This is a genomic window from Agreia sp. Leaf244, assembly GCF_001422695.1.
GTDB lineage: Bacteria > Actinomycetota > Actinomycetes > Actinomycetales > Microbacteriaceae > Agreia.
Genome location: NZ_LMLX01000001.1, coordinates 497,899 through 519,873 on the forward strand (window position 1 = coordinate 497,899; position 21,975 = coordinate 519,873).

Below are 21,975 nucleotides of genomic sequence, written 5' to 3' on the forward strand. Positions count from 1 at the left end.
CGCGCGCACGGATGTTGAGGCGCGTCGCCCGATCAGGGAAGGCGGAACGTGGACGTCGGATCGTACTGCTGCCGCACCGCCTCGAGCCGTTCGAGCACGGCGGCGGGCCAGCACCGTTCGACGTTCTGCGACGTGAGCTCCCCCGCGTAGTTGACGTTGATCTCGGCATGCACCCACGCTGCCAGTGAGCCGATCAGCGCGTCGGCCGCCTCGGGCAGCACGTGCTCGAAGAGCAAGGGATCGGGCACACCCACGAACACGAGCCCGAATTCCGCTCCGCGCCCGCCGACAGCCGAGCCCCCGGCCACATCTCTCGCCAGCCGCCCGCCGAGGTGGCGCAGCTCGACCGAGATGAAGGGAGGCCTGCGGTCGCCGGCGACGGACGAGAGGATAACGTCGGCGAAGTCGTCATCGACCGCACCGAGGAATGCGCCTCGGGTCCAGCCCGGCGCGGGGTCGGTGGGGTCGTTGTGGATGCTCGCGACACGGTCGAGCGGAAGGGGACCGATCGCATCCAACAGCACGGGCGCCGCCGCGCGAAGCGGCGCGGCCCAGCTCTCGCCCTGCTCGACCGGCCCGACGAAGGCGAACCGGATAGTGAGCACGAAGCGCCCCCTGAAGATTCCGGGTACCGCCTCGAGATCGGGAAACGAGATGAAGGCGACAGAGCTGGAGACCGCATCGGGAACGGTGTCTACCCAGCGAAGCCAGGCGCGGAACGCCGGCTCGATCGCGTCGTCGGCGAAGAAGAGGGAGCCGGCGTAGAGAGACGGCACGTGCGGCATCTCGATCACGACCTCGGTCACGATGCCGAGGCCGAACTTGCCCCCGCGAACCGCCCAGAAGAGTTCGGGCTCGCTGGTCGCGCTCGCGGTCACGACGTCGCCGTCGGCCGTCACCACGCGGGCGCTTCTCAGCCAGTCGGAACCGTAGCCGAAGGTGCGGCCGATCGGCCCCTGGCCGCCGCCGAGCAGCAGCCCCACGACGCCGACGTTCGGGGATGCGCCGGAGACAGGCGCGAGGCCGAACGGCGCGGCGGCCTCGACGACCGTGCCCCAGCGCACGCCGGCGCGGACGCGGGCCGTGCGCGAATGCTGGTCGACCTCCAGCCCATCCAGCCGATGCGTCGTGATGATGAGACCGCCGTCGACCGAGGCGTGGGCGCCGTGGTCGGTGGCATGCACGGTGATGGGCAGCCCGTGGTCTCGGGCGAACCGCACGGCGAGGGCCACGTCGGCCTCGGATGCGGCACCGACCACCACGTCGGGGCGGTGGTGGATGACCAGGTTCGAGCCCTCGAGCTCACCCTCGATCCCGTCTTCGCCTGAGACGAAGACGGGACCGAGGCACGACTGTGCGAGTTCTGCTGCGGATTCTGCGACGGATGCGTCCATGCGACGAGACTAGGCTCGTCGCGCCCTTCGCACCAGAGTCACGAGTCCCAGTCCGATCAACAGGGTGAGCAGGGCGAACAGCAGTACGCGCTCGACGCTGCCGAGACCGGTGGAGGCGAGGGAGTCGCCGGCCAGCGCGGGCACTGTCACGACGGTGTCGGCGCAGGACTCGTCGTGATCGTCGACGCACGAGCCGACGACCTCCGGGTCGACCCATGGGCCGTCCGGTGTCTCGACCGAGGCGCGGTTCACGATCGTTCCCGCACGGTCGACGATGGCGCTGACATGGAACGTCGCGGAGTCGCCCACCGGCAACGATGCGACCGTCCAGGTCAGAACGCCGGAGACCGACGCATCCGCGGCGGGATCGGCGACCACCGACGACAGCCCCTCGGGCAGTCGATCGGAGACGAGCACGTCTCGCGCGTCGATCTGGCCGACGTTCTGAACGACGATGGTGTAGCGCACGGTGTCGCCCACCACGGCGGCGGCCTTGTCGACGGTCTTGTGCACCGATAGCTGCCCGACGTCGAACGTGTTGGTCACCGTGACCGTCGCCGGTCCCGCTTCGTCGCCGTCGGCCAGAATCCGGATGCGGCCGTCGGCCGGGTCGGTCTCCGATGCCGTGGCGAGGCCACGGTCGGTCTCGACGACCTCGCAGTCGGCGCCGGCGATGATGCCGGTGACCGTGGCCGTGTAGTCGTTCTCCTCCGAGAGTTCGATCTGCGCGTCGTCGCCGAGGTCGATGCCCGTGATCACTCCGTCTTTCACCCAGGTGCAGGTGACCTGCACCGTGAACGGTCCGGCGCCGAAGGCCTCCACGCCGTCGCCGATGCGGTTCTTGACCACGACGAGGTCGCCCGTGTCGAAGGTGTTGGTGACCGTCACGTCGGCGGCCTCGCCATTCGGCACGGTCACCCCGCCGGCCGGAGTCACGGTCGATGAGGATGCGCCGCCGTCGACGGTCTCGACCGTGTCGCAGAGCGCGCCCTCGATGAGGCCCGACACCGTGGCACGGTAGTCGTTCTCGTCGGAGAGCTGCAGCACGCCGCCGTCGGGCAGCGGGATCGTGAGGGTCTCGCCGTCTTTCTGCCACGTGCAGGTGACCTGCACGGTGAAGGGCCCGGCGCCGTAGGTCTCGGCCCCTGCTCCGTCACGCACCTTGGTGATGTCGACGCTGCCGAGGTTGAAGGTGTTCGTCACGTCGACGGTCACCGCTCCGAGGGTCGCCCCATCGGCCGGGCCGGGAACGATGACGGTCGGCGAGTCGATCGTCGTCTCGTTGGCGCCCCCTGCGGCGGTCTCCGAGACGGCGCACTCCGTGCCGGCGGGGAAGACGTCGTCGAGAGTCCGCGTCTCGCCCCCGGTCAGCTCGATGGAGCCGTCGTAGAGCTTCTGGCCGTCATAGGTGCAGAGCACCGCGATCGTGAACGGTCCGTCACCGTACTCCTCCTGGCCCTCTCCGGCCAGCGTCTTCGTGACCGAGAGCGTGCCCGCGGCGTAGTCGTTGGTGTAGTCGAGCGTGGTCGTATCGGTTCCCACTGTGACGTCGACCGACGCGCCGACGACCGCCGGTGCACCGTTGGTGCTGGATGCGACCGAGTTGGGCGCGGCGTCGGCACCATCGGTGTCGGTCTCGGTGATCGTGCACTCGGCACGCACCGGGAGACCGGCGATGGAGTGCGACTCTCCCGCGGCCAGCGAGAAGGCGGCGTCGCCGTCGGCGAGCGGAACGGGAGTGCCGTCGTACGCCGCGCAGACCGCCGTGTAGTCGAACGGCCCGAAGGAGCCGACCGTGGCCTGCGTCGTGACCGCCTTGGAGACCACCAGCGATCCGACCGCGTAGTCGTTGGTGATGGCCACGCGCTGCGAGACGGGCACCTCACCGTCGGCATCAGAGGCGACGTCGATCGCCACCGTCGACGGCGTGACGGTGCGCGTGGTCTCGCCGTAGGCGCCCTCGTCTCCGTTCTCGGCGATGCCGCACTCGGCGCCGAGGGGGATGCCGTCGACTCGAGTCGTGTATCCGTTGGCGGCGTCGAGCGTGACGACTCCGCCACCCGCGAACTGCACCGGCGCACCGGCGACCGTGCACGAGACCGTGGCCTCGAAGGTGTCGGGCGCGAATGCCGCGCCCTCGCCGGTGACCGACTTCGTCACCTGCAGCGAACCGGAATCGAGCACGACGCCCGCCTTGATCGGCGCACGCGACAGGGTTCCTCCCGTGCTGAGCGCGGCCAGGGCGCCGAACTGGTTCCAGGCGATCGGGTCGCCGACCGGAACGGTCACCGGCGCGCGATCCGGCTCGGCCTCGGTGGCGGGAGCATTGACCGTGCGGTAGAGGACCTGGGCCGATCCGCCCGGCGCCAGGACCGCGCCCGCCGCCGAAGCGAAGTCGAGAACGACCCGGATGCCCGTGACGGTCGACCAGTCGCCGGCGAAGGTGGCGCCGTCGGTCCAGTCGGATGCCGCGGGGTGGTTTGCGCAGCTCGGGTCGCTCGGCCAGGCCGTCGCCCCGGTGCCGACGCAGACGTCGGACGCCGCGGTGACCTGCCAGGTGATGGTGGTGCCGGCCGGAGCGTCGACAGCCAGCGGGAAGGTGCCGTCGAACACGGGCCGGTAGGTCGACCCGCGGCTGCCGCCGGTCGCGAGCAGTCGGTCTCCCGCCACGGGGAGGGGCTCGACGAACGTGAGCTTCGTGTACGCCACTGTTCCGCTGTTCACGGCGCGCAGCTTCCACTCGTCGGTTCCGCCCACCATTGTGTTGGCGGCGCACGGCGAACGGTAGTAGCCGTCGGCATCGGCGATGCACGGGCCGCCGGGCGTCGTGATGTTGCGGGCGCCGGAGACCGTGCGGTCGACGACATCGCCCTTGACCGCCTTCGTGGTCAGCAGCGACGCGCCCAGAACGGGCTGCACGTAGTTGCTCGTGCCGCACTCGTTCACAGCGAGGCCGGACAGTGTTCCCTGCCCGTTGCCCGACGTGTTGGTGCAGGCCGTCAGCGTCTGTGCTGTCTCGACGGTGAACTGGTTCGTCGCGCGCTGTCCGCCGACGAGACCCGCCTCGAGAACGATGCCGAGCGAGATCGTGAACTTCTCCCCCGGCGCCATGCGCTGCCCGCCTTCGGGCCACGCGAACGAGATCGTGCCGGTGGCGGAGTCGAACGAGGTCTGCACGTCGGTGGAGAGGAGCCCGCCCGAGGAGGTGGCGAACGTGGGTGTCTCGCCGTCCCAGCTCAGGTGGTCGTCGAGCACGTCCACGACGCTCGGCACCGTCAGGAAGCCGGAGCCGGTGTTCGTGAACACGAGGCTCCACTGGTTGGGGTCGCCCGGGGTCACGGAGTGCACACCGTTCTGCGGATTCTTCGCCACGTCGAGCGTGTACGAGCCGGTACCGAGCTGGATGCTGTCGGTCGCGACGGCCGTCGCATCCGCATAGATCGCGGGGTCGTCGGTTCGGTGCGACCGTGTCGTCACGTCGTTCGAGACGGTGCTCGGGAACACGACGGCCGAGCCGTCCGCCCTGGCCGCATCCAGCAGTGCGAGATGCAGGACGGCGGTCGCCGTGAAGTCGGCCGGCGGTGCGGTGCGCGACAGCAGGGCGCCGTCGGCGCGACTGAAGACGAACCGGATGCCCGTGATCGAGGCCGGATCGACTGCCGGGACGGCTGCGGTCGCGGACGCCGCACCCGCAACCCAGTCCGACGTGCCGTTCTGCTGCACGTCGACACGCACCCGATCGGCTCCGGCCGGCAGCGTGACGTCGCTCGCCGACAGGCCGGTCAAACGGAAGAGGTTCCAGAAGTCCTGGTCGGTGTCTTCGATGGTCACCTCGTGCGAAGCGACGGAAGCCGAGCCCTGTGTCGCGCGGAGCGTGGCGGTGACCGGGTTGGCGCGGTCCTTCTCGATCAGCGTCTTCGGCGAGAAGGTCTTGGCGGCGGTGACGCCGAGCGCCCCCTGCTGCAGAACGACGGCCGCGTTCGCGCTCGCGTTGGGCGTGCTCTGCATGCCCGTGGGATACAACACGGGGTCATAGCCCTGCGTGAAGGTGTCGTTGCCGACCGTCACGGGTGTGACGAAGGCCGACGCATCGCTGCGCAGTGACACACGCAGCTGGGTCTTCAGCGTCAACGCGATGGGGTCGCCCACCGTGATCGATCCGCCGTCGGTCTCCGGGTCGGTCCCCTGGTACAGCACGCTGATCCCGACGACGTCCACGAGCGCGGAGGACGGCATCGCGAGCGTCGCCAGGAGCGTCGCCGTCGACGATGACAGGACACCGGCGGCGGAGCGCTTCCACAGGGTCACGGTGGACGCCACAGGATCGACACCGGCGTCGGGAGCCGAGAAGGCGACGCCCGTCAGATCGAAGCGTTCGAACGGGTTGGTGGTCGGGTCGTAGCTCGCCGACGCGTAGGGGTTCGCATCCCACCCGTCTGCGGGCGAGACGCAGTCTCCGATCGACTCGACGGAGCAGGTCATCGGGTCGGAGACCCTGATGTACGAGGCACGCGAGCTCGACTGGTTCGTCGCGGTGATCGTGAAGTCGTTGCGCGGGTAGCCCGTCGCGGGCACGTCGCCCGGCTGAGGGACCACGATGCTCGACCGGCTCGACTTCTTCGAGACCGTGACGGCCGGCGGCTGGTCGATGAGGGCGATGCTGTCCTCGGCACTGCGCGGGCCGACCGGCTCGCCGTTCAGGATTCCCGAGACGTCGACTGTGTTGACGACGGTGCTGGGGTTCGCGTCGTTGTACCCGTGCGTGGCGGTGACCCACCGGTTCGGGTTCGAGGTCGTGTCGCGCACCGTGTTGCGCAGCTGCCAGACGAGGCCGATGGATCGCGTCGCATCGTTCGCGCTGCTGGCGACACCCGTGCCGACCGGAGGCGCGAGGGGGTTCGAACTCGCGGCCCTGGCCGCATCATTGGGGACAACGGTGAGCCTCACACCCGTCGTCGACGCCACCTGGGCAGGCGTCAGGGTGTAGCCCACGAAGCCGGCGCCCGACATCCACCCGCTCGCCGGAGCCGTCACGACCTGCCAGTCGCCGTCGCTGAAGAGCTCGACCTGCGAGACGGTGTCCCACTGGAGGAGAGGATCCTGGGCGAAGGTCACGGGGGCGATCTGCAGCAGATCGAAGGCCTGGAAGACGGTCTGGGCGACGTTGCCCGGATCGCTCGACGGGTCGGAGATCGTGACCGAATCGTACCCGGTGGAGGTCACACCCCAGCCGAGCACGGTGCCCGCGCGGTCACCCGACTGGGAGCTCAGAAGCGAGAGGTCGGCCGAGAAGCCGGGGGTGAGCCATGCCTTGGACGCCATCAGCGAGCCGGGGCCCGAGTTCGAGCGGATGGCCGCCGGAGCCGTGGCGGCGACGGTCTCGCTGCGAACGACGGGAATGCCCTCGACCTGACCCTCGGCGACGGCGGTGCCGACGTTCGTGTAGGTGCTCGCACCGGCGTCGGCGACGGATGTCGGTCCGCTGCCATCGCGCAGCTGGCCGCGGGCCTGGAACACCGTGTTGGGCGTCACCTCTGTTCCCTGCGAGAAACCGGCCGGATTCTCGAAGGTGTACCGAAGACCCGTGATCGATGAGGTGAGGCCGGCGGGCAGGTTGCCGGAGTACACCGTGGTCCCGGCGGTCGCGTCCACGACGTGGAACTGCGTCCAGGTCGCGCCCCCGTCGGTGGAGTAGTCGATGGTCAACGTCGAACCGGCGAGCACCTGCGTCGGCGCGACGGCGATCGGATCGAAGGCGTTCCAGAAGTCGTCGCCCACCGTGTCACGCCACAGGTCCGTGACCACGACCCTGTTCGGATCGACGTAGGCCGAGTCGACGGTGGTCGAGGTCGGCAGCTGCACCACCACGGTGGCGCCGGGCGCGACGGAACCGGCCGGAGAGATGGTCTTCTCGAGCTGCACGTCGATCTGCGGGAAGAAGATGTCGAGCGGAGCCGACGCGGAGGCCGTGGCCGAGCCACGCGCATTCTGCGCCTCGACGTCGACCGTGTTCGTCACACGCAGCGGGCTCGCGTCGTCGGCGACGATCGTTGCCGACGCAGCGATGCCGAATGCGGCGTTCGCCACGGCGCCCGACGCGATGCTGCCCGTGAAGGAGAGTTCGAAGCCTGTGATGAACTGCCCTGCCGGAGGCGTCGGGGCAGACGGCGTTGTGCCCTCGGCCACCTGCGTCGGGCTGCCCGCGCTGCCGCTGAACAGCCAGGTGATCGTCGCCCCCGTCGCCCCGGTCGGGTACGAGATCGGCGACGAGAAGCCGTCGAAGGTCAGCTCCGTCGTGAAGAAGTCGTCGTCGGTGAGGGTGAGCGTCGTGACCGGTCCGGACGAGTCGTTCTTCGCGGAGATCGAGGCATCCGCGCTGGTGCCTCCCGGGATGCGCGACGGCGTGATCGACTTGCCGGCCGACACCGCGACCGAGAGGGGCTCGATGACGAACGGCGCAGTGGCCTGCTTGGTCACCGGGGCCGACCCGTCGACCGTGATCGTGGCCGAGGCCTGGTTGGTGATGGACGCTCCGGTGAACAGGGGCGCATCGTCTCGCCGGTCGGTGGCTCGCTGCGCTACGGCGAGGGCGACGCTGCCCGCGGTGCCCGACGGCACGATCTCGTCGCCGTCGCCAGAAAGGAAGGTGATCCGCAGGCCGGCGACGTCGGCCGCCGCGACGGCGTCGGGCAGGGCGATGTCACCGGGCGCGCGAGGCGATCCCGGAACCCACTCATAGTTGCCCGAGCCCGTGTCGAAGACGTAGGCGTCGACGCGCACGGAGTCGGCACCCTCGGGCAGCGCGACCGCGCCGAAGCCCGTGAAGTCGACCAGCGAGAACGGGTTGTCTGCGGCGAGCACCGCGGCCGCCGCGGACGCGGAGCTCGGCTCGAGGAGTTCGATCGAGCCGGCGGGAACGTTCGAGGTGTTCTGAGCCGACAGGACGATCGTCGACTCGGAGCCGGGAGTGAAGAGCTGGCTTTCGGGCTGCCAGGTCTTCGAAACCGCGACATCGACGACCGAGGGGATGACCACCGTCACGTCGGCGCCATCGCTCACCGTGTCTGCGGAGGACGAGGAGGCCTCTGCCGTGTTCGTCACGGCGACTCCGTTCGACGGCCACGTCGGCTGCAGGTTTTCGGGAACCGTGAGTCCGATGACGACCTGATAGGTGAGGCCCGCCTTGATGCCGACAGCTCCCTCTCCCAGGTCCTGCGTGAACGCGACGTCGAGCTCGCACGCGGTGGTGACGACCGTCGAGCAGCCGTTCCACGAGATCGAGCTCGCCTGCGAGCTCGGCTGCACCGTGGTGCTGCGCAGCCCGAACCCGTCGAACTGGGCGGGGATGGCGTCGACCAGCGTCGCGTCCAGGCAGTCGTTGTCGTCGCATCCGACCGTGATCGTGTAGTCGAACTCGTCGCCTGGGGCCAGTTCGACAGCCTGCTCGCCATTGACGATCTTGGCGATCGTCAACAGGCCCTGCGGGGCGGCGACTGCGGGAGTCGCGACGACGACCGAGCCGATGAGTATGGCGACGAGTGTCGCGGCGATGGCGGCCAGCCGGGTGCCGGGCTGAAGACGGAGCGATGCCATGGTGATTTCCCCACGAAGTTGGATCGGCGCATAAACGCCAGCTGATGCTTTCAGCACCATCGTCGGGATAGATCACTCTGCGACGTAAATAACTGAAGCTCAGTTATGTTTTCACGTGAAGTTGGGAAATTCTCACTTCGAGGGGGTCTCGAGGGGCGTTTTCACCCTCAGATTCACCTCGATAGCACGGCCACCTCGATGGCACGGCCACCTCTACACTGCCGCCACCTCGATGACACGGCCACCTCGACCTCGCGGTCACCCTGAACGTCAGTAGGTGACGGTTACTTCGGTGCCCATCGGAGCCCAGTCGAAGACCTGCGCGGCCTTATCGAGGGGCATGTTGATGCAGCCGTGGCTCATCACGTTGCCGAAGTTGTTGTGCCAGTAGGCACCGTGCAAAGCCTCGTCGCCGTTGTAGTACATGACGTCGGGCACGTTCTTCGTGTAGTAGTTGGGCGCCTGGGTGAGGTCTGGGTTGCCCATGTTCTGCGAGGTCAGCTTCGCCGTGATGCGGAAGCTTCCCGTGTGCGAATCGTGGCCGGACACACCCGACGAGATCAGGAAGCTGTCGACGACCTGGCCGTTCTCGAAGAGGTACTCGCGCTGTTCGCTGAGGTTGACGACAATGTTGCGCGACGTCTTGGTGACCTGGGCGGGCGTGACGGTGACGGGAAGGACGAAGGCCGGGTTGCCTCCGGTCAGCTGGCTCGCGAAGGCGGCGGCGACTCCGCTGGTATCGCCCAGCGCGCGGCCGTCGACGCCCGCGGTGATCGTGTCGAGCGTCTCACCCCCGGTGTCGGTGATGACGGAACCATTGACCGGATCGCGGTTCACCGCAGCCGGGAGGGTGTCGACGACCTTCTGGATCGCCGCCGTGTCTGCGGTGTAGCTGTAGGTGCCGTCGTCGTTCGTCGAGAGCGTGATCCACGACGCCGCGACGGTGCGGTCGATCGGCACGGTGCGCTCGTCGCCGACATAGAAACCGACGCCGTCGAGGACCGTGTTCAGCTGGGTGGCCGTGGCGGTGACCGCTTCGGTCGAGGCGGATGCGGGAACGACGGTGGGCGTCGCGTCGACCTCGACGCTGGACTCACCAGAGACAAGGGCGCCCTGCAACGCGTGGCGGATGGATTCGAGGTCGACACCGGCACCGTCGACGGCGGGCGTGACCGTGTAGGAGCCCGATGCGGAGTCGAACACCATGGTCGCATTCACCGGCTCGACGAACAGGGCGGGAGCGACATCGTGCAGAGCAGCGGTCGCTGTCTTCTCGTCGAGAGCGACGGTCGGCGTGACGGGCGCCTTCGCATTCCACGCCGTCACCTTCCACAGGGGGTTCTGCGCGTGTGCCTGCTCGGCGAGCGCCTGCGCGTCGACCGACGCGCCCAGGTCTCCGCCGCTGAGTTCGGCTTCGGCGCCATCGGTCGACGCACTCGCGAGGCTCGCTCCGAGCTGACCGCCGCGGATGGTCGCAGTGCCGTCGGCACCTCTGATGACGACGGTGGTGTCGGCGAGTCGCTGGCTCACGGCGTCGGCCGCCGAGCCCTCTGTCATGCCTCCGACGTTCACGCCGGCGACGGTCGTTCCCGGTGCGATCAAGACGAGGGAGGCGACCACGGCCAGCGAGACCGCGATCGCGGCAACGGGAATACCGATCCATCGGCCGAGGTGACGCTTCTTCTTCGCCTGTGCAGGGAGGACCCAGCGTTTGGTCGACGGCTGGGCCTCGGCACCGCCTGTGGAGGGGTCGACGGAAACGTCAGGCACGCTCGGTCGAGCAGCCAGCTCAGTCATGCCACCACCTCCCGTCGCAGAGAACTCGCACTCCACATGCTATGTCACGAAATCGGTACGGCCGATAACGATCTGGGTCAGGCGTTGGAAACCCTGATCATTTCATCCCGAGGAACGACTTTCTTACGCAGGCGCCCCTCGGCCTCGCCGAGCGCCAGCTCGTGCTGGTCGAGCTGGTGCCAGCCGTCGATGGTCGTGAACTCCACGCCGCGCGAGGTGAGCAGGTCGATGATGCTCTGCTCGTCGGGGTGCGACGGCGTCCACCAGCTGGCCTGGTCGTTCACGACGTGCTGGACGGTCTCCATCGCATCGGACTTGGTGTGGCCGATGAGCCCCACCGGTCCGCGCTTGATCCAGCCGGTGGCGTAGACGCCCGGAAGAACCGAGTTGTCGTCGGCCAGCGCCTGTCCCTCGTGGTTGGGGATCACGCCGTGGCGCTCGTCGAACGGGATGTCGGCGAGCGGCGATCCGAAATAGCCGACGGCCCGGTAGATGGCCTGGATCTCGATCTCGCGGATCTCGCCGGTGCCCTCGACACTGCCGGCGCCGTCGGGCCGCGTGCGCTCGTACCGGATCGACGCGACCCGGCCATCGGCATCCGCTGTGATCTCGAGCGGCTTCGCGTAGAAGTGCAGGTGCAGCCTGCGCGACGCCTCGCCCACCGGGCGCTCGCGCCACTGGTTCAGCACCTTGTTGATCACGAAGACCTGCTTGTTGCTCGCGATGGCGGCTTTCGACGCCTCGTCGAGCTCGAAGTCCTCGTCGTAGACGATCATGTCGACGTCGTTCATCTCGCCGAGCTCGCGCAGCTCGAGGGGGGTGAACTTGACCTGCGCTGGGCCGCGGCGGCCGAAGACGTGCACGTCGGTGACGGGCGACGACTTGAGGATCTCGTAGACGTTGTCGGGGATCTCCGTGGGCAGCAGGTCGTCGGCGTGCTTGGCGAGGATGCGCGACACGTCGAGGGCGACGTTGCCGTTGCCGATCACGGCCACCGATGCGGCGTCGAGAGGCCAGGTGCGCGGCACGTCGGGGTGGCCGTCGAACCAGCTCACGAAGTCGGCCGCACCGTAGGAGCCCTCGAGCTCGATACCGGGGATGGCGAGCGGCGCGTCGGTGATGGCGCCGGTGGCGAAGATCACTGCGTTGTAGTGCTTCTTGAGGTCGTCGAGGGTGACATCGACGCCGTAGCGCACGTTGCCGAAGAAGCGGATGTCTCCGCGGTCGAGAACCTCGCGGAGCGCGGTGATGATGCCCTTGATGCGGGGGTGGTCGGGAGCGACGCCGTAGCGCACGAGCCCGTACGGAGCAGGCAGGTGCTCGAAGAGGTCGATCGAGACGTCGAAGTGACGCTCGGCCTTGATCAGAAGGTCGGCAGCGTAGATGCCGGCGGGGCCGGCTCCGACGATGGCCAGTCGCAACGTGGTCATGGAGGGAGGTGTTTCCTTAATTTGTTCGATCCACCACGGTGTCGGCGAATCGGCTGAGGGTCTTCTTGACGGTTCCGTCGGGAAGAGGAGCGAGGGCCTCGACAGCGCCGCGGGCCCAGCGGTGCGCTTCGTCGATGGTGGCCTTGGTGACCGGATGCGCGCGCAGCTCGGCGATGACGGCGTCGACGGCGGCCTCGTCGACCGTGTCGCCCGGCTTCGCCGTGGCGACGGCGTCGATGCGCTTGAGCAGCGCCGCGGCCTCCGGGTTGCGCTTGGCGCGCTTGCGCAGGTAGAGCACGGGAAGGGTGACCACGCCCGCGCGCACGTCGGTGCCGGCCTTCTTGCCGGTGGGCTGCGCGGTGCCGTCTTCGACGGGCGGCGACATGTCGAGCACGTCGTCGATCAGCTGGAACGCGACGCCGATCTTCTCGCCGAACTCGATCACGGGCTGCTCGTACTCGACGGGGGCGTTCGAGAAGATGACGCCCATCTGTGCAGACGCCGAGATGAGGGATCCGGTCTTGTCGCTGAGCACCTGCAGATAGTGCTCGATCGGGTTCTCGTTGTCTTTGGGACCGATCGTCTCGTGCAGCTGGCCGAGGCACAGGCGCTCGAACGTGTCGGCCTGAAGTTGGATCGCGCGCTCCCCCAGAATGGAGAGCAGCTTCGACGCCCGGGCGAACAGCAGGTCACCCACGAGGATGGCGATGGAGTTGCCCCAGACGTTCTGCGCGGTCGGAACGCCGCGCCTGACGGGAGCCGAGTCCATGACGTCGTCGTGGTAGAGCGACGCGAGGTGGGTGAGTTCGATGGATGCGCCGGCCATGATGACCTGGTCGGTCACGCCGTCGCCGAGCTGGGCCGTGAGCATGGCCAGAATGGGGCGCACGCGCTTGCCGCCGGCCTCGAGCAGGTAGCGGGCCGCCACGTCGGCGAGCTCGTCGCTGAATTTGACCTCGGCGAACAGCCGCGCCTCGAGGCGCTCGATTCCGTCGTCGACCGCACGGGCCACCTCGCGGTCGCGACTGGTGGAGAAGAGTCGGTCGTGCAGATTGAGCGACGACGACAGGCTCTGGGTGCGCCGGGCCTTGCCTGCGGGCGCGCGCGTGCCTGCAGCGGGTGTTTTCGGGGTCACAGGTTCAGCCTACTGACCCGTACGGGGCTTGATACCCCGGTGCAGGGCGACGATGCCGAGGCTGAGGTTCTTGTACGCGACCCTCGAGAAGCCGGCCTCACGCATCCATTCGGCGAGCGTCTTCTGGTCGGGCCAGGCCTTGATCGAATCGCCCAGGTAGTCGTAGGCCTCGGCGTTCGACGAGGCGAGCTTCACGAGTGTGGGCATGACCCTGTTGAGGTAGGTGAAGTAACCCGAGCGCACGAGCTTGGCCGGCGGCTTGGAGAACTCGCAGATGACGATGCGCCCGCCCGGCTTGGTGACCCGGTAGAGCTCCTTCAGGGCCACATGCGGATCGACGATGTTGCGCAGACCGAACGAGATGGTGACGGCGTCGAACTCGTCGTCGGCGAAGGGCAGGTCCATGCCGTCGGCCTGCACGAACTCGACGTTGCGGTTGCCCGCCTGCTGCCGCCTGCCGACCTCGATCATGCCGGGCGAGAAGTCGGCAGCGACCACGTGGGCGCCCTTGGCCGCCAGGGCGGCGCTCGACGTGCCCGTTCCTGCGGCGAGATCGAGGATGCGATCGCCGGGCCGGGGGTCGACGGCACGAACCGTGGCCGCGCGCCACAGCTGGTCGTTGCCCACCGAGAGAACCGCGTTCGTGCGGTCGTAGTGCGTGGAGACCTGGTCGAACATCGCGGAGACCGCCTGGGGCTTTTTAGTAAGGTCTGCCTTATTCACTCGTCCAGTGTAGTTGCGCTGCCCGCATGGCGGCTGGGATTGACCAGCTGTGCAGAGCGCACCTCGAATTCAGGAGAGCGGCCGCGAGAAGAGGTTCACGAGGGTGCCGTCGGGATCGCGGAACAGCGTCGAACGATTACCCCACGGCATCGTCGTCGGCGCGAGCACGACGCGGTCGATCACGGCGCGAAGCCGCGCGAATTCGGCGTCGACATCGGCGACCATGAACTCGACGATGATCGATCCGCCGGGTCCGGGCTTCGGTGCCTCGTCGCCGAGCATCGCGACGGTCGCCGAGCTCGCTATCGCGAAGGTTCCCGTCTCCGTTCGGAATTCGGCGAACACGGGCGCCGGTCGAGTGGCGACCACGCCGGTGACTGTCTCGTAGAACTCGACGAGGCGGTCGACGTCGTCGGTGATGAGGCGGATGGAGGTGAGGTTCACGATGGCCTTTCCGTCGCGCCGGTCGGCTCGACGTCTCCATGCTGGGGCTCCTCCGCGACACCGTCCTGTCGGTGTTTACGAACTTGTCCGGCTCGTCGTCTGGCTCGTCGTCTTCTCGCTCGTCGTGATGCTGCGCAGCTCTCCGAACGAGATGTCGAGGTCCGAGGCGTTGAGAGTGCGGCGGGCAGGAGTCTCGCCCGTGGGCTCCGCACGGGCGATCCGGTCTCCGCGGAATGCACGAATCGCCTCGCGATCACGGCACCAGGCGACCAGATACCAGTGCTGGCCCCGACCCACCCATCCCATGGGCTCGATCTCCCGCGTCGACCGCGCACCGTTCTTGTCGGCATACGAGATGCGGAGCACCTGGCCCGTGCGGAGGGCCGACGCAAGCTCCGGCACAAGCTCCGGCGCTCTCTCCTCCGATGACTCGGCGACCGGCCCGTCGGTCAGCAGGTGGACGCGAGCAGACAGCTCCTCGGTCTCGGCGAGGTGCCGATCGTTCATCACGGCGACCACTTTGCGCAGCGCCGAGCTCGCCGCCTCCCGGAACGGGCTGGTCGCCAGCATCTCGAGAGAGATCGAGACGGCGAGCGCCTCGTCGACGGTGAAGCCGAGAGGCGCCAAGGTGTGCGACGCGTCGAGGCAGTAGCCCCCGGTGCGCCCGGGCTCCGCCCAGATCGGCACGCCACTCTGCTGCAGGGCCGACAGGTCTCGCTCGATCGTTCGCGAGCTGACCTCGAAACGGTCGGCGAGCCACCGGGCGCTCCGCGGCCGCGGCGCCACCGCACGAAGCTCCTCCACGAGCGCATAGAGGCGGTCGGTGCGGTTCACAACTCGACCCTAGCCAGCCCCTGGCCGAACTAGGCTGAACAGGTGAGCGAAACGTCACGAACCCTCCCCCGCCTGGTCGTCGAGACCACCCGCGTCGACGACATCAGACTTCTGGTGCCGCTGCTCGACTCGCGGCATCCGCTGCTCTGGATGCGCAAGGGCGAGGGCATGGCCGGCGCAGGCGTGGCGCTGCGACTCGAGTTCTCGGGCGAGAACCGATTCGTGGATGCCTGCCAGACGTGGCGAGAGGTCGCCCGGCTCGCGCAGGTCACCGATCCACTGCAGTCGCCGGGCACGGGGCTCGTCGCGTTCGGCGCATTCGCCTTCTCCGCCACCTCGGCCCTCATCTCCACGCTCATCGTTCCCAAGATCGTCATCGGCAAGCGCGCGGGCGTCTACTGGATGACCCGCATCACCGCCCTCTCCGAGTCCGGCGATCCGATCGCGCCTCCGCCGCCCGCACCGGTGGCACGCCCCCTCGGAGCCGAGTACCGGCTGTCGCTGCTGCCCGGCCAGGTGAAGCCCGACGACTACCGGGCATCGGTGGAGGCCGCCGTCGCGCGCATCTCGGCGGGCGAGCTGAACAAGGTCGTGCTCGCCCGCGACCTCGTGGGCCATCTGCCCGCGGAGAGCGATCTGCGCCGCACCCTCACCGACCTCGCCCTGGGCTACCCCGACTGCTGGACCTACGCGGTCGACGGCCTTATCGGATCGAGCCCGGAGACTCTGGTGCGCGTCGACCACGGAACGGTCAGCGCCCGAGTGCTCGCCGGCACGATCTCGCGCGGCCGCGATGCGGAGGCCGACCACGAGGCCGCCATCGCGCTGGCCACGAGCGCGAAAGACCTCGACGAGCACCGCTTCGCCGTGGCCAGCGTCGTGCAGTCTCTGCAGCCGCACACGCGCACGCTCATCACCTCAGAGATCCCCTTCACCCTGAAGCTGCCCAATCTGTGGCACCTGGCGACCGACGTCGAGGGCATCCTCTCCGACGGCTCGACGTCGCTCGACCTGATCGCGGCCCTGCACCCCACGGCCGCCGTGGCCGGCGCGCCGACGGCGACCGCCCTGGCCGTCATCGACGAGCTCGAGCCGTTCGACCGCGGTCGCTATGCCGGCCCCGTCGGCTGGGTGGGCGCGGATGGCGACGGCGAGTGGGCCGTCGCCCTGCGCTGCGCCCAGATCGCCGAGAACGGCGACATCACCGCCTACGCCGGTGCGGGGATCGTCGCCGAGTCCGACCCCGACCGGGAGCTCATCGAGACGAAGATGAAGTTCCGTCCCATCGTCGAGGCCTTCGGCTAGGAGATGACCCGTGCGCCGCTCTTGCAGCTCGTTCCCTGAGCCTGTCGAAGGGCCCCGCTCGAATCCTTCCCTTCGACAAGCTCAGGGAACGGCGGCTCTGGGAACGTCGGCAGAGCGTTCCGCGCTCGAGCGTGCCGCCTACGGGCGCACGTCGACACCGGCCGACGAGGCGCGCGCCGCCGACGCCGCACGCGAGCTGCACGAGTTCGAGCTCCGTGAGGCAGCCGGGCGCGCGGCCCGCGATCGAGCCGCCCTCGATGCCGCGGATGCCCGCGAGCGCCGGGCCCATCGCATCCGATCTCGCGTCGTTCGGGTGTCGAGCGTGCTGGCCGTGCTGGGCCTCGTCGCGGCGGGCGCCTCCATGCTGCTCTCCCCGCCGGCGTCGCGAGACGACAAGCCGTTCGTCGACACCATGGAGCTGGGGCATCGCGAGGTCGCTCCGCTGCCGACTCGCGTTCCCGCGGAGGCGGTCACGACGGGAAGCGCCGCGTCGGCAGAGCGATGGTTCGACGCTGCGCAGACCGACACCGACCTCGTCGATGCGTTCCTGCCACCGAGAATTGACGGGTTCTCCACCCGCCTCGTCTCGACCGACGTGCCCGGCTGGAAGGTCTGGGTTGCAAAGGACTCCGAGGCGAACCTCTGCCTCGTGGTGCACGAATCCGCCACGCCCGAAGCGGTAGTCGAGTGTGCGACTCCCGACGACTTCACCGCATCCGGGGTGCTGGTCTCGAGCGTGGGCTCGACCTCGATCAGCGCATTCTGGGACGGCTTCGAGGTGCGCACCGGCCAGAACGGCTCGAGCCTCGCACCGTGATCAGCTGGCCGCGAGCCGCGCCTTCTCGACCTCGATGTCGTAGTCGGCAGGGGGCCAGCCCTGGCCGAACGCCGCCATCGTCTCGATCAGCAGCTGCTGCACGGCGGCCCGGGCGTACCACTTGTGGTTTGCGGGCACCACGAACCAGGGGGCGATATCGGTCGACGTGTTCTGGATGGCCAGCTGGTAGGCCTCCTGGTAAGCGGGCCAGAGCAGGCGCTCGTCGACGTCGCCGGGGTTGTACTTCCACAGCTTGTCCTCGCGCTCGAGGCGTGCCCCGAGTCGCGCCTTCTGCTCGTCGGAGCTGATGTGCAGCATCACCTTCACGATGGCCGTTCCCGACTCGGTCACTTGGCGCTCGAACTCGTTGATCAGCTCGTAGCGGTGCTCGATCACGTCGGGGGTTGCGAGGTTGCGCACCCTCGCGATGAGCACGTCTTCGTAGTGCGAGCGGTCGAACACGCCGATCTGGCCGGCCTTCGGCAGTGCGTTGCGGATGCGCCAGAGGAAATCGTGGCTGAGCTCTTCGGGCGTCGGCTTCTTGAACGAGGTGTGCGCGACGCCCTCGGGGTCGACCGTGCCGATCACGTGACTGACGATGCCGCCCTTGCCCGCGGAATCCATGGCCTGCAGCACGAGCAGCACGCTGCGGTTGTCGCCCGAGAGGCTGTTGGCGTGCAGTCTGACCTGCAGGTCGTCGAGGGTCGGGGCGCCGGCCGCGAGCGCCTTCTCTCCCTGCTTCTTCGAGGCGGTGACGCCCGGCGTGCTCTCGGGGTCGAGATCGGCGAGAACGAAGCCCTCGCGCGCGGCGAGCAGCTCGCGGGCACTACCCGAGAAGAAGGAGTCGTCGTTCGTGGCCATCATTGTTCCCTTTCGCCGAGCGTGTCCCCCACTGTAGACGGCGCTACGACTGCTTTCGGGTGAAGACGTAGTGCACGACGCCAGACGGCGACGCGGTCACCTCGACGTCGAAGCGCTTCTCGAGGCTCTCCAGGCCGTCCCAGAGACGAACTCCGCGCCCCAGAACGATCGGCACCACGACGATGTGCAGGTGATCCACGAGGTCGGCCTCGAGGAACTCGCGCACAACGGTCGGTCCGCCGCCGAGGCGCACGTCGAGGCCGCCCGCCAGCTCGGTCGCGAGGTCGAGGGCCTCGCGCGGCGACGCATCCCGGAACAGGAACGATGTCTCTCCCACCTGCAGATCGGGCCGCGCGTGGTGGGTCAGCACGATGACCGGCGAGTGGAACGGGGGCTCCTCACCCCACCAGCCGCGCCAGGACTCGTCCTCCCACGGACCCTGCTGTGGGCCGAACTTTCGCCGACCCATGATCTCCACGCCGATGCCCGCATTGGTCGTCGCGGCGAACGCGTCGTCGACGCCCCGGGTTCCGCCGCCTATCGCTTCGGCGTCATGTCCGGTCATGCTGACGAAGGCATGCGTGGGAAAGAACCAGCTCATGAGCCTCTGCCCAGCATGGCCGAACGGAGTCTCGAACGACTGGCCCTCGCCCGTCGCGAAGCCGTCGATAGAGACGGCCAGGTTGTGCACTCGAAGTTTGGTCACGAGGGCAACCTAGCAAAGGGAAAGGCGCGCGTCACGGGTTCTGCGGATCGCCCGGCGATGCCTTCCGACACTGTTTCGATCTTGACGGCGCACTTCCATTTTGAAAGTGTTAGCCCATGAGCCTTTTCATCACCTGCCCGGTCGAGGACGTCGCACGGGCCACCGCCTTCTATACGGCTCTCGGCTGGACCCTCAATGCCGAGATGTCCGATCACAACGTGTCGTGCTTCGCGATAGCGCCCGAGCAGTACGTGATGCTCGGCAGCCGCGAGATGTACGCCAGCGTCGGCGCCACCGAGGAGCTGGTCGGCGGGCCGGACACCCCCTCGAAGGTCACGGTCTCGTTCGACCTCGGCAGCCGCGAGGCGGTCGACGAGCTCGTCGAGCGTGCTGCTGCCGCCGGCGGACGGATCGGTGACACCGACGACTACCCCTTTATGTACCAGCGTCAGTTCGATGACCCCGACGGCTATCACTACTCGCCGTTCTGGCTGAAGGCGGATGCCGATCCGACCGCGTGAGCGAGCTGGCTGCGGCCCTCGAGATCGTGGGGGCGCGGTGGGCCCTTCTGATCGTGGAGCAGTTGCTCAAAGGACCTCGACGATACGGCGATCTGCAGCGTGAGCTCGGCATGGGCACGAACATGCTCGCCACTCGGCTGCGCGAGCTCGAAGCCGCCGGCGTTCTCCGCCGGCTCCCCCTGCGGCACAATACCCGGGCCTACGCACTCACCGAACGCGGGCTGGCGCTCAGCGCGGCTATCACCGCCCTGCGGCGCTGGGCCGCTGAACAGGCCTGACGCCGCACCGGCTCATTCAGTGCGTCTCTGCGAGCGGAACCTCGACGATGCTCAGCGGCCCCTCCGGGCTCGTGAGCGCACGGTCGAGCTCGGCGCGCGTCGTGGCGCGCGTGTAGCTCCAGCCGTATGCTGCGGCGAGCTGCTCGATCGAGACCGACTGCGGGGTGCGCATGACCCGGGCGAAGGCATCCGGGTCTGCCGAGAACGCGACCTCGAGCGAATCGAAGATCGTGCCGCCGCCGTCGTTGCCCACGATGAGTTGAACCCGGGGGCGGGTCTCGCCGTCGCCGATCAACAGCCCGCCCACGTCGTGCAGCAGCGTGAGGTCTCCGAGCAGAACCCGCGTGATGCCGCCCTTCGCGTCGGACTGGCTGGCCAGGGCCACGCCGATCGCCGTCGAGATCGTGCCGTCGATTCCGGCGAGGCCGCGGTTGGCGTGCACCGTGATCTTCTTGCCGGGCACGACCTTGTCGGCTTCGCGAATGAGTCGGGATGCCCCGAGCACGAGTCGGTCGTGCGGCCAGGTCGCGCGCCACACGGACAGGGCGAGGATCGGCCGCGAGATCGTCGCGCGCGCGGCCGCGAGCTCGGCCTTCGCGTACTCGCGGCGACGCTTCAGGTCGCCCGAGCGCGGAGCCTCGACGTCGGGAGCGGGCAGCTCGGGATCGTCGAGTTCGAGCTGGGCACGGCTCGCGACGACCCAGCGCCCGAGCCAGGCACGCGCATCCGGTTCGCGGCTCGCAGCCACGGCCTCGGGCCCGACCTCGACACTGTCGACCAGCATCCGGCCCTCGTGACCGGGCGTGATGCGCTCGCCCCCGGATGCCACGACGACGATCTGCACGTCGTCTCGCGCCAGAAGCGCGGGCACCTCGCGGCTGAGCGTCGGATGGCCGAAGACGATCACGCGCTCGACGTGCTGGGCCAGCTCGCCGCCGAGCAGGGAGCGGTAGGCGACGATCAGGTTAGGACCGAAGCGCGCGCCGCTCGAGACCTCGGCGAGCAGCGGCCAGCCGCCCGCGTGGGCCGCCTCCTCGGCGTCGGCACCCGCACCGTCGCCGGCGACGACGATGGTGCGCGGGCCCGGTTCGAGCAGGTGGGCGGGCGATGGATGCGACGGGGCCGGGTCATCGAGGCGCGGCACGGCGATCTCGGGGAAGTCTCCCGACAGGGGTTCGCGGAACTGGAGGTTGAGGTGCACGGGACCGGGCATGCCGTGGGTGCCCACGAAGCCGAGCGCAGCATCCATCGCCTGCGCCGCGAGCCCCTCGGCATCGGGGCTCAGTCCGAGCACCTCGTCGACCGGCTCGTCTGCGGGGCCCGACGGGGCATCCACATCGAGTTCGAGCCGCACGAACGCGCCGAAGATGCCGGGCTGCCAGGTCGTCTGGTTCGCGCCGGTTCCGCGCAACTCTGCGGGGCGGTCGGCGGAGAGCACGATGAGGGGCACGCCGCTGTGGTGCGCCTCCATCACGGCGGGGAGCAGGTTGCCCACGGCCGTGCCCGAGGTGGTCACGACGGCCACGGGCAGGCCGGTCTCGCGGGCGATACCGAGCGCGGTGAAGGCCGCGGATCGCTCGTCGAGTCGAACGGTCAGGTTCAGGATGCCGCGACGATCGAGCTCAGCGGCTGCCAGGGCGAGAGCCTGCGAACGCGAGCCGGGGGTGAGTACGACGTGACGAAGCCCTCGTGCCACCAGGTGCGTGAGGAGGGCGACGGAGAAGTCCGTTGCCGGACTCACTATGCCGGGCCGGGCTTACCGCCGCGGCCTGAGGTGGGGTCGTCAGACGGCTTGTCGCCCGACTGCTCGGCCAGCCGCTTCTCGAGGTCGCGGATCTGCTCGTCGGTGCGGGCCTCGGCCGCGGGGTCGCGCGGCGTGGTGTAGCCCAGCTTGCCCAGAAAGTCGGGGTCGTCGTCGGGGCCGACGGTGCGGTAGACGGCGGCTTTCTGTTCGCGCCCGCGGCCGATCACGAACCAGAGCACACCACCGATGATCGGGATCACGATGATGACGAGCAGCCAGGCCCACTTGGGGAGACCGCGGATGAGGCGAACAGGGCGAAGGGCAGCGTCGACGATCGAATAGATCATGAACGTCACGGCGACGATACCGAGGACGAACAGCAAGCGGGCCATG

16 protein-coding genes are annotated in these 21,975 nt (G+C 68.7%); 4 read left to right on the forward strand and 12 right to left on the reverse strand.

Going from position 1 to position 21,975, the window contains the following annotated elements; genetic code table 11:
- Positions 1 to 32: 32 nt before the first annotated feature.
- The 8 genes from ASF06_RS02270 to ASF06_RS02305 all read right to left on the reverse strand — a co-directional run bounded on the left by ASF06_RS02270 (position 33) and on the right by ASF06_RS02305 (position 15,350).
- Positions 33 to 1,394, reverse strand: coding sequence for an FAD-binding oxidoreductase (locus ASF06_RS02270; RefSeq protein ID WP_055942790.1), 1,362 nt, complete (start codon positions 1,392 to 1,394; stop codon positions 33 to 35).
- A 9-nt stretch (positions 1,395 to 1,403) separates the two neighbouring features.
- The gene (locus tag ASF06_RS02275) at positions 1,404 to 8,987 is read right to left on the reverse strand and encodes a DUF5979 domain-containing protein (protein ID WP_055942793.1); all 7,584 of its coding nucleotides are present in this window, start codon (positions 8,985 to 8,987) and stop codon (positions 1,404 to 1,406) included.
- Between the two features lie 270 nt (positions 8,988 to 9,257).
- Complete coding sequence (locus ASF06_RS02280) at positions 9,258 to 10,784, reverse strand: L,D-transpeptidase family protein (protein WP_055942796.1); 1,527 nt, start codon at positions 10,782 to 10,784, stop codon at positions 9,258 to 9,260.
- A 77-nt stretch (positions 10,785 to 10,861) separates the two neighbouring features.
- A complete protein-coding gene (locus tag ASF06_RS02285; RefSeq protein WP_055924603.1) occupies positions 10,862 to 12,214 on the reverse strand; it encodes an FAD-dependent oxidoreductase in 1,353 nt (450 codons plus the stop codon).
- A 16-nt stretch (positions 12,215 to 12,230) separates the two neighbouring features.
- The gene (locus tag ASF06_RS02290; protein WP_082479481.1) at positions 12,231 to 13,349 is read right to left on the reverse strand and encodes a polyprenyl synthetase family protein; all 1,119 of its coding nucleotides are present in this window, start codon (positions 13,347 to 13,349) and stop codon (positions 12,231 to 12,233) included.
- 9 nt (positions 13,350 to 13,358) lie between these two features.
- Positions 13,359 to 14,072, reverse strand: a complete 714-nt coding sequence (locus ASF06_RS02295; RefSeq protein ID WP_055942799.1) for a demethylmenaquinone methyltransferase — start codon at positions 14,070 to 14,072, stop codon at positions 13,359 to 13,361.
- A gap of 69 nt (positions 14,073 to 14,141) precedes the next feature.
- Positions 14,142 to 14,516, reverse strand: a complete 375-nt coding sequence (locus tag ASF06_RS02300) for a VOC family protein (RefSeq protein ID WP_055942801.1) — start codon at positions 14,514 to 14,516, stop codon at positions 14,142 to 14,144.
- 75 nt (positions 14,517 to 14,591) lie between these two features.
- Positions 14,592 to 15,350, reverse strand: a complete 759-nt coding sequence (locus ASF06_RS02305; protein WP_055942804.1) for a helix-turn-helix transcriptional regulator — start codon at positions 15,348 to 15,350, stop codon at positions 14,592 to 14,594.
- Positions 15,351 to 15,392: 42 nt separating this feature from the next.
- Between ASF06_RS02305 and ASF06_RS02310 the strand changes: the two genes are divergently transcribed.
- Together ASF06_RS02310 and ASF06_RS02315 are read left to right on the forward strand one after the other, a co-directional pair.
- Positions 15,393 to 16,655, forward strand: coding sequence for an isochorismate synthase (locus ASF06_RS02310; RefSeq protein WP_055942806.1), 1,263 nt, complete (start codon positions 15,393 to 15,395; stop codon positions 16,653 to 16,655).
- A 10-nt stretch (positions 16,656 to 16,665) separates the two neighbouring features.
- A complete protein-coding gene (locus ASF06_RS02315) occupies positions 16,666 to 17,472 on the forward strand; it encodes a hypothetical protein (RefSeq protein ID WP_055942809.1) in 807 nt (268 codons plus the stop codon).
- On the opposite strand, the gene ASF06_RS02320 is transcribed toward ASF06_RS02315, so the two are convergent.
- Positions 17,473 to 18,333, reverse strand: a complete 861-nt coding sequence (locus ASF06_RS02320; RefSeq protein ID WP_442853920.1) for a PPK2 family polyphosphate kinase — start codon at positions 18,331 to 18,333, stop codon at positions 17,473 to 17,475.
- A gap of 43 nt (positions 18,334 to 18,376) precedes the next feature.
- Complete coding sequence (locus ASF06_RS02325; protein WP_055942815.1) at positions 18,377 to 19,039, reverse strand: dihydrofolate reductase family protein; 663 nt, start codon at positions 19,037 to 19,039, stop codon at positions 18,377 to 18,379.
- Positions 19,040 to 19,155: 116 nt separating this feature from the next.
- On the opposite strand from ASF06_RS02325, the gene ASF06_RS02330 reads away from it, so the two are divergent.
- Both ASF06_RS02330 and ASF06_RS02335 read left to right on the forward strand, forming a co-directional pair.
- Positions 19,156 to 19,560: a VOC family protein gene (locus ASF06_RS02330; RefSeq protein ID WP_055942818.1), complete on the forward strand. Its 405-nt coding sequence runs from the start codon at positions 19,156 to 19,158 to the stop codon at positions 19,558 to 19,560.
- Complete coding sequence (locus ASF06_RS02335; RefSeq protein ID WP_055942821.1) at positions 19,557 to 19,838, forward strand: winged helix-turn-helix transcriptional regulator; 282 nt, start codon at positions 19,557 to 19,559, stop codon at positions 19,836 to 19,838. The genes ASF06_RS02330 and ASF06_RS02335 overlap by 4 nt, the downstream gene beginning before the upstream one ends.
- A 16-nt stretch (positions 19,839 to 19,854) precedes the next feature.
- Here ASF06_RS02335 and menD read toward each other — a convergent pair whose 3' ends face one another.
- Positions 19,855 to 21,579, reverse strand: a complete 1,725-nt coding sequence (gene menD / locus ASF06_RS02340) for a 2-succinyl-5-enolpyruvyl-6-hydroxy-3-cyclohexene-1-carboxylic-acid synthase (protein WP_235500864.1) — start codon at positions 21,577 to 21,579, stop codon at positions 19,855 to 19,857.
- Positions 21,579 to 21,974 (reverse strand): PLDc N-terminal domain-containing protein, encoded by a 396-nt coding sequence (locus tag ASF06_RS02345; protein ID WP_082479482.1) that lies wholly within the window; start codon positions 21,972 to 21,974, stop codon positions 21,579 to 21,581. The genes menD and ASF06_RS02345 overlap by 1 nt, the downstream gene beginning before the upstream one ends.
- Position 21,975: the final 1 nt, after the last annotated feature.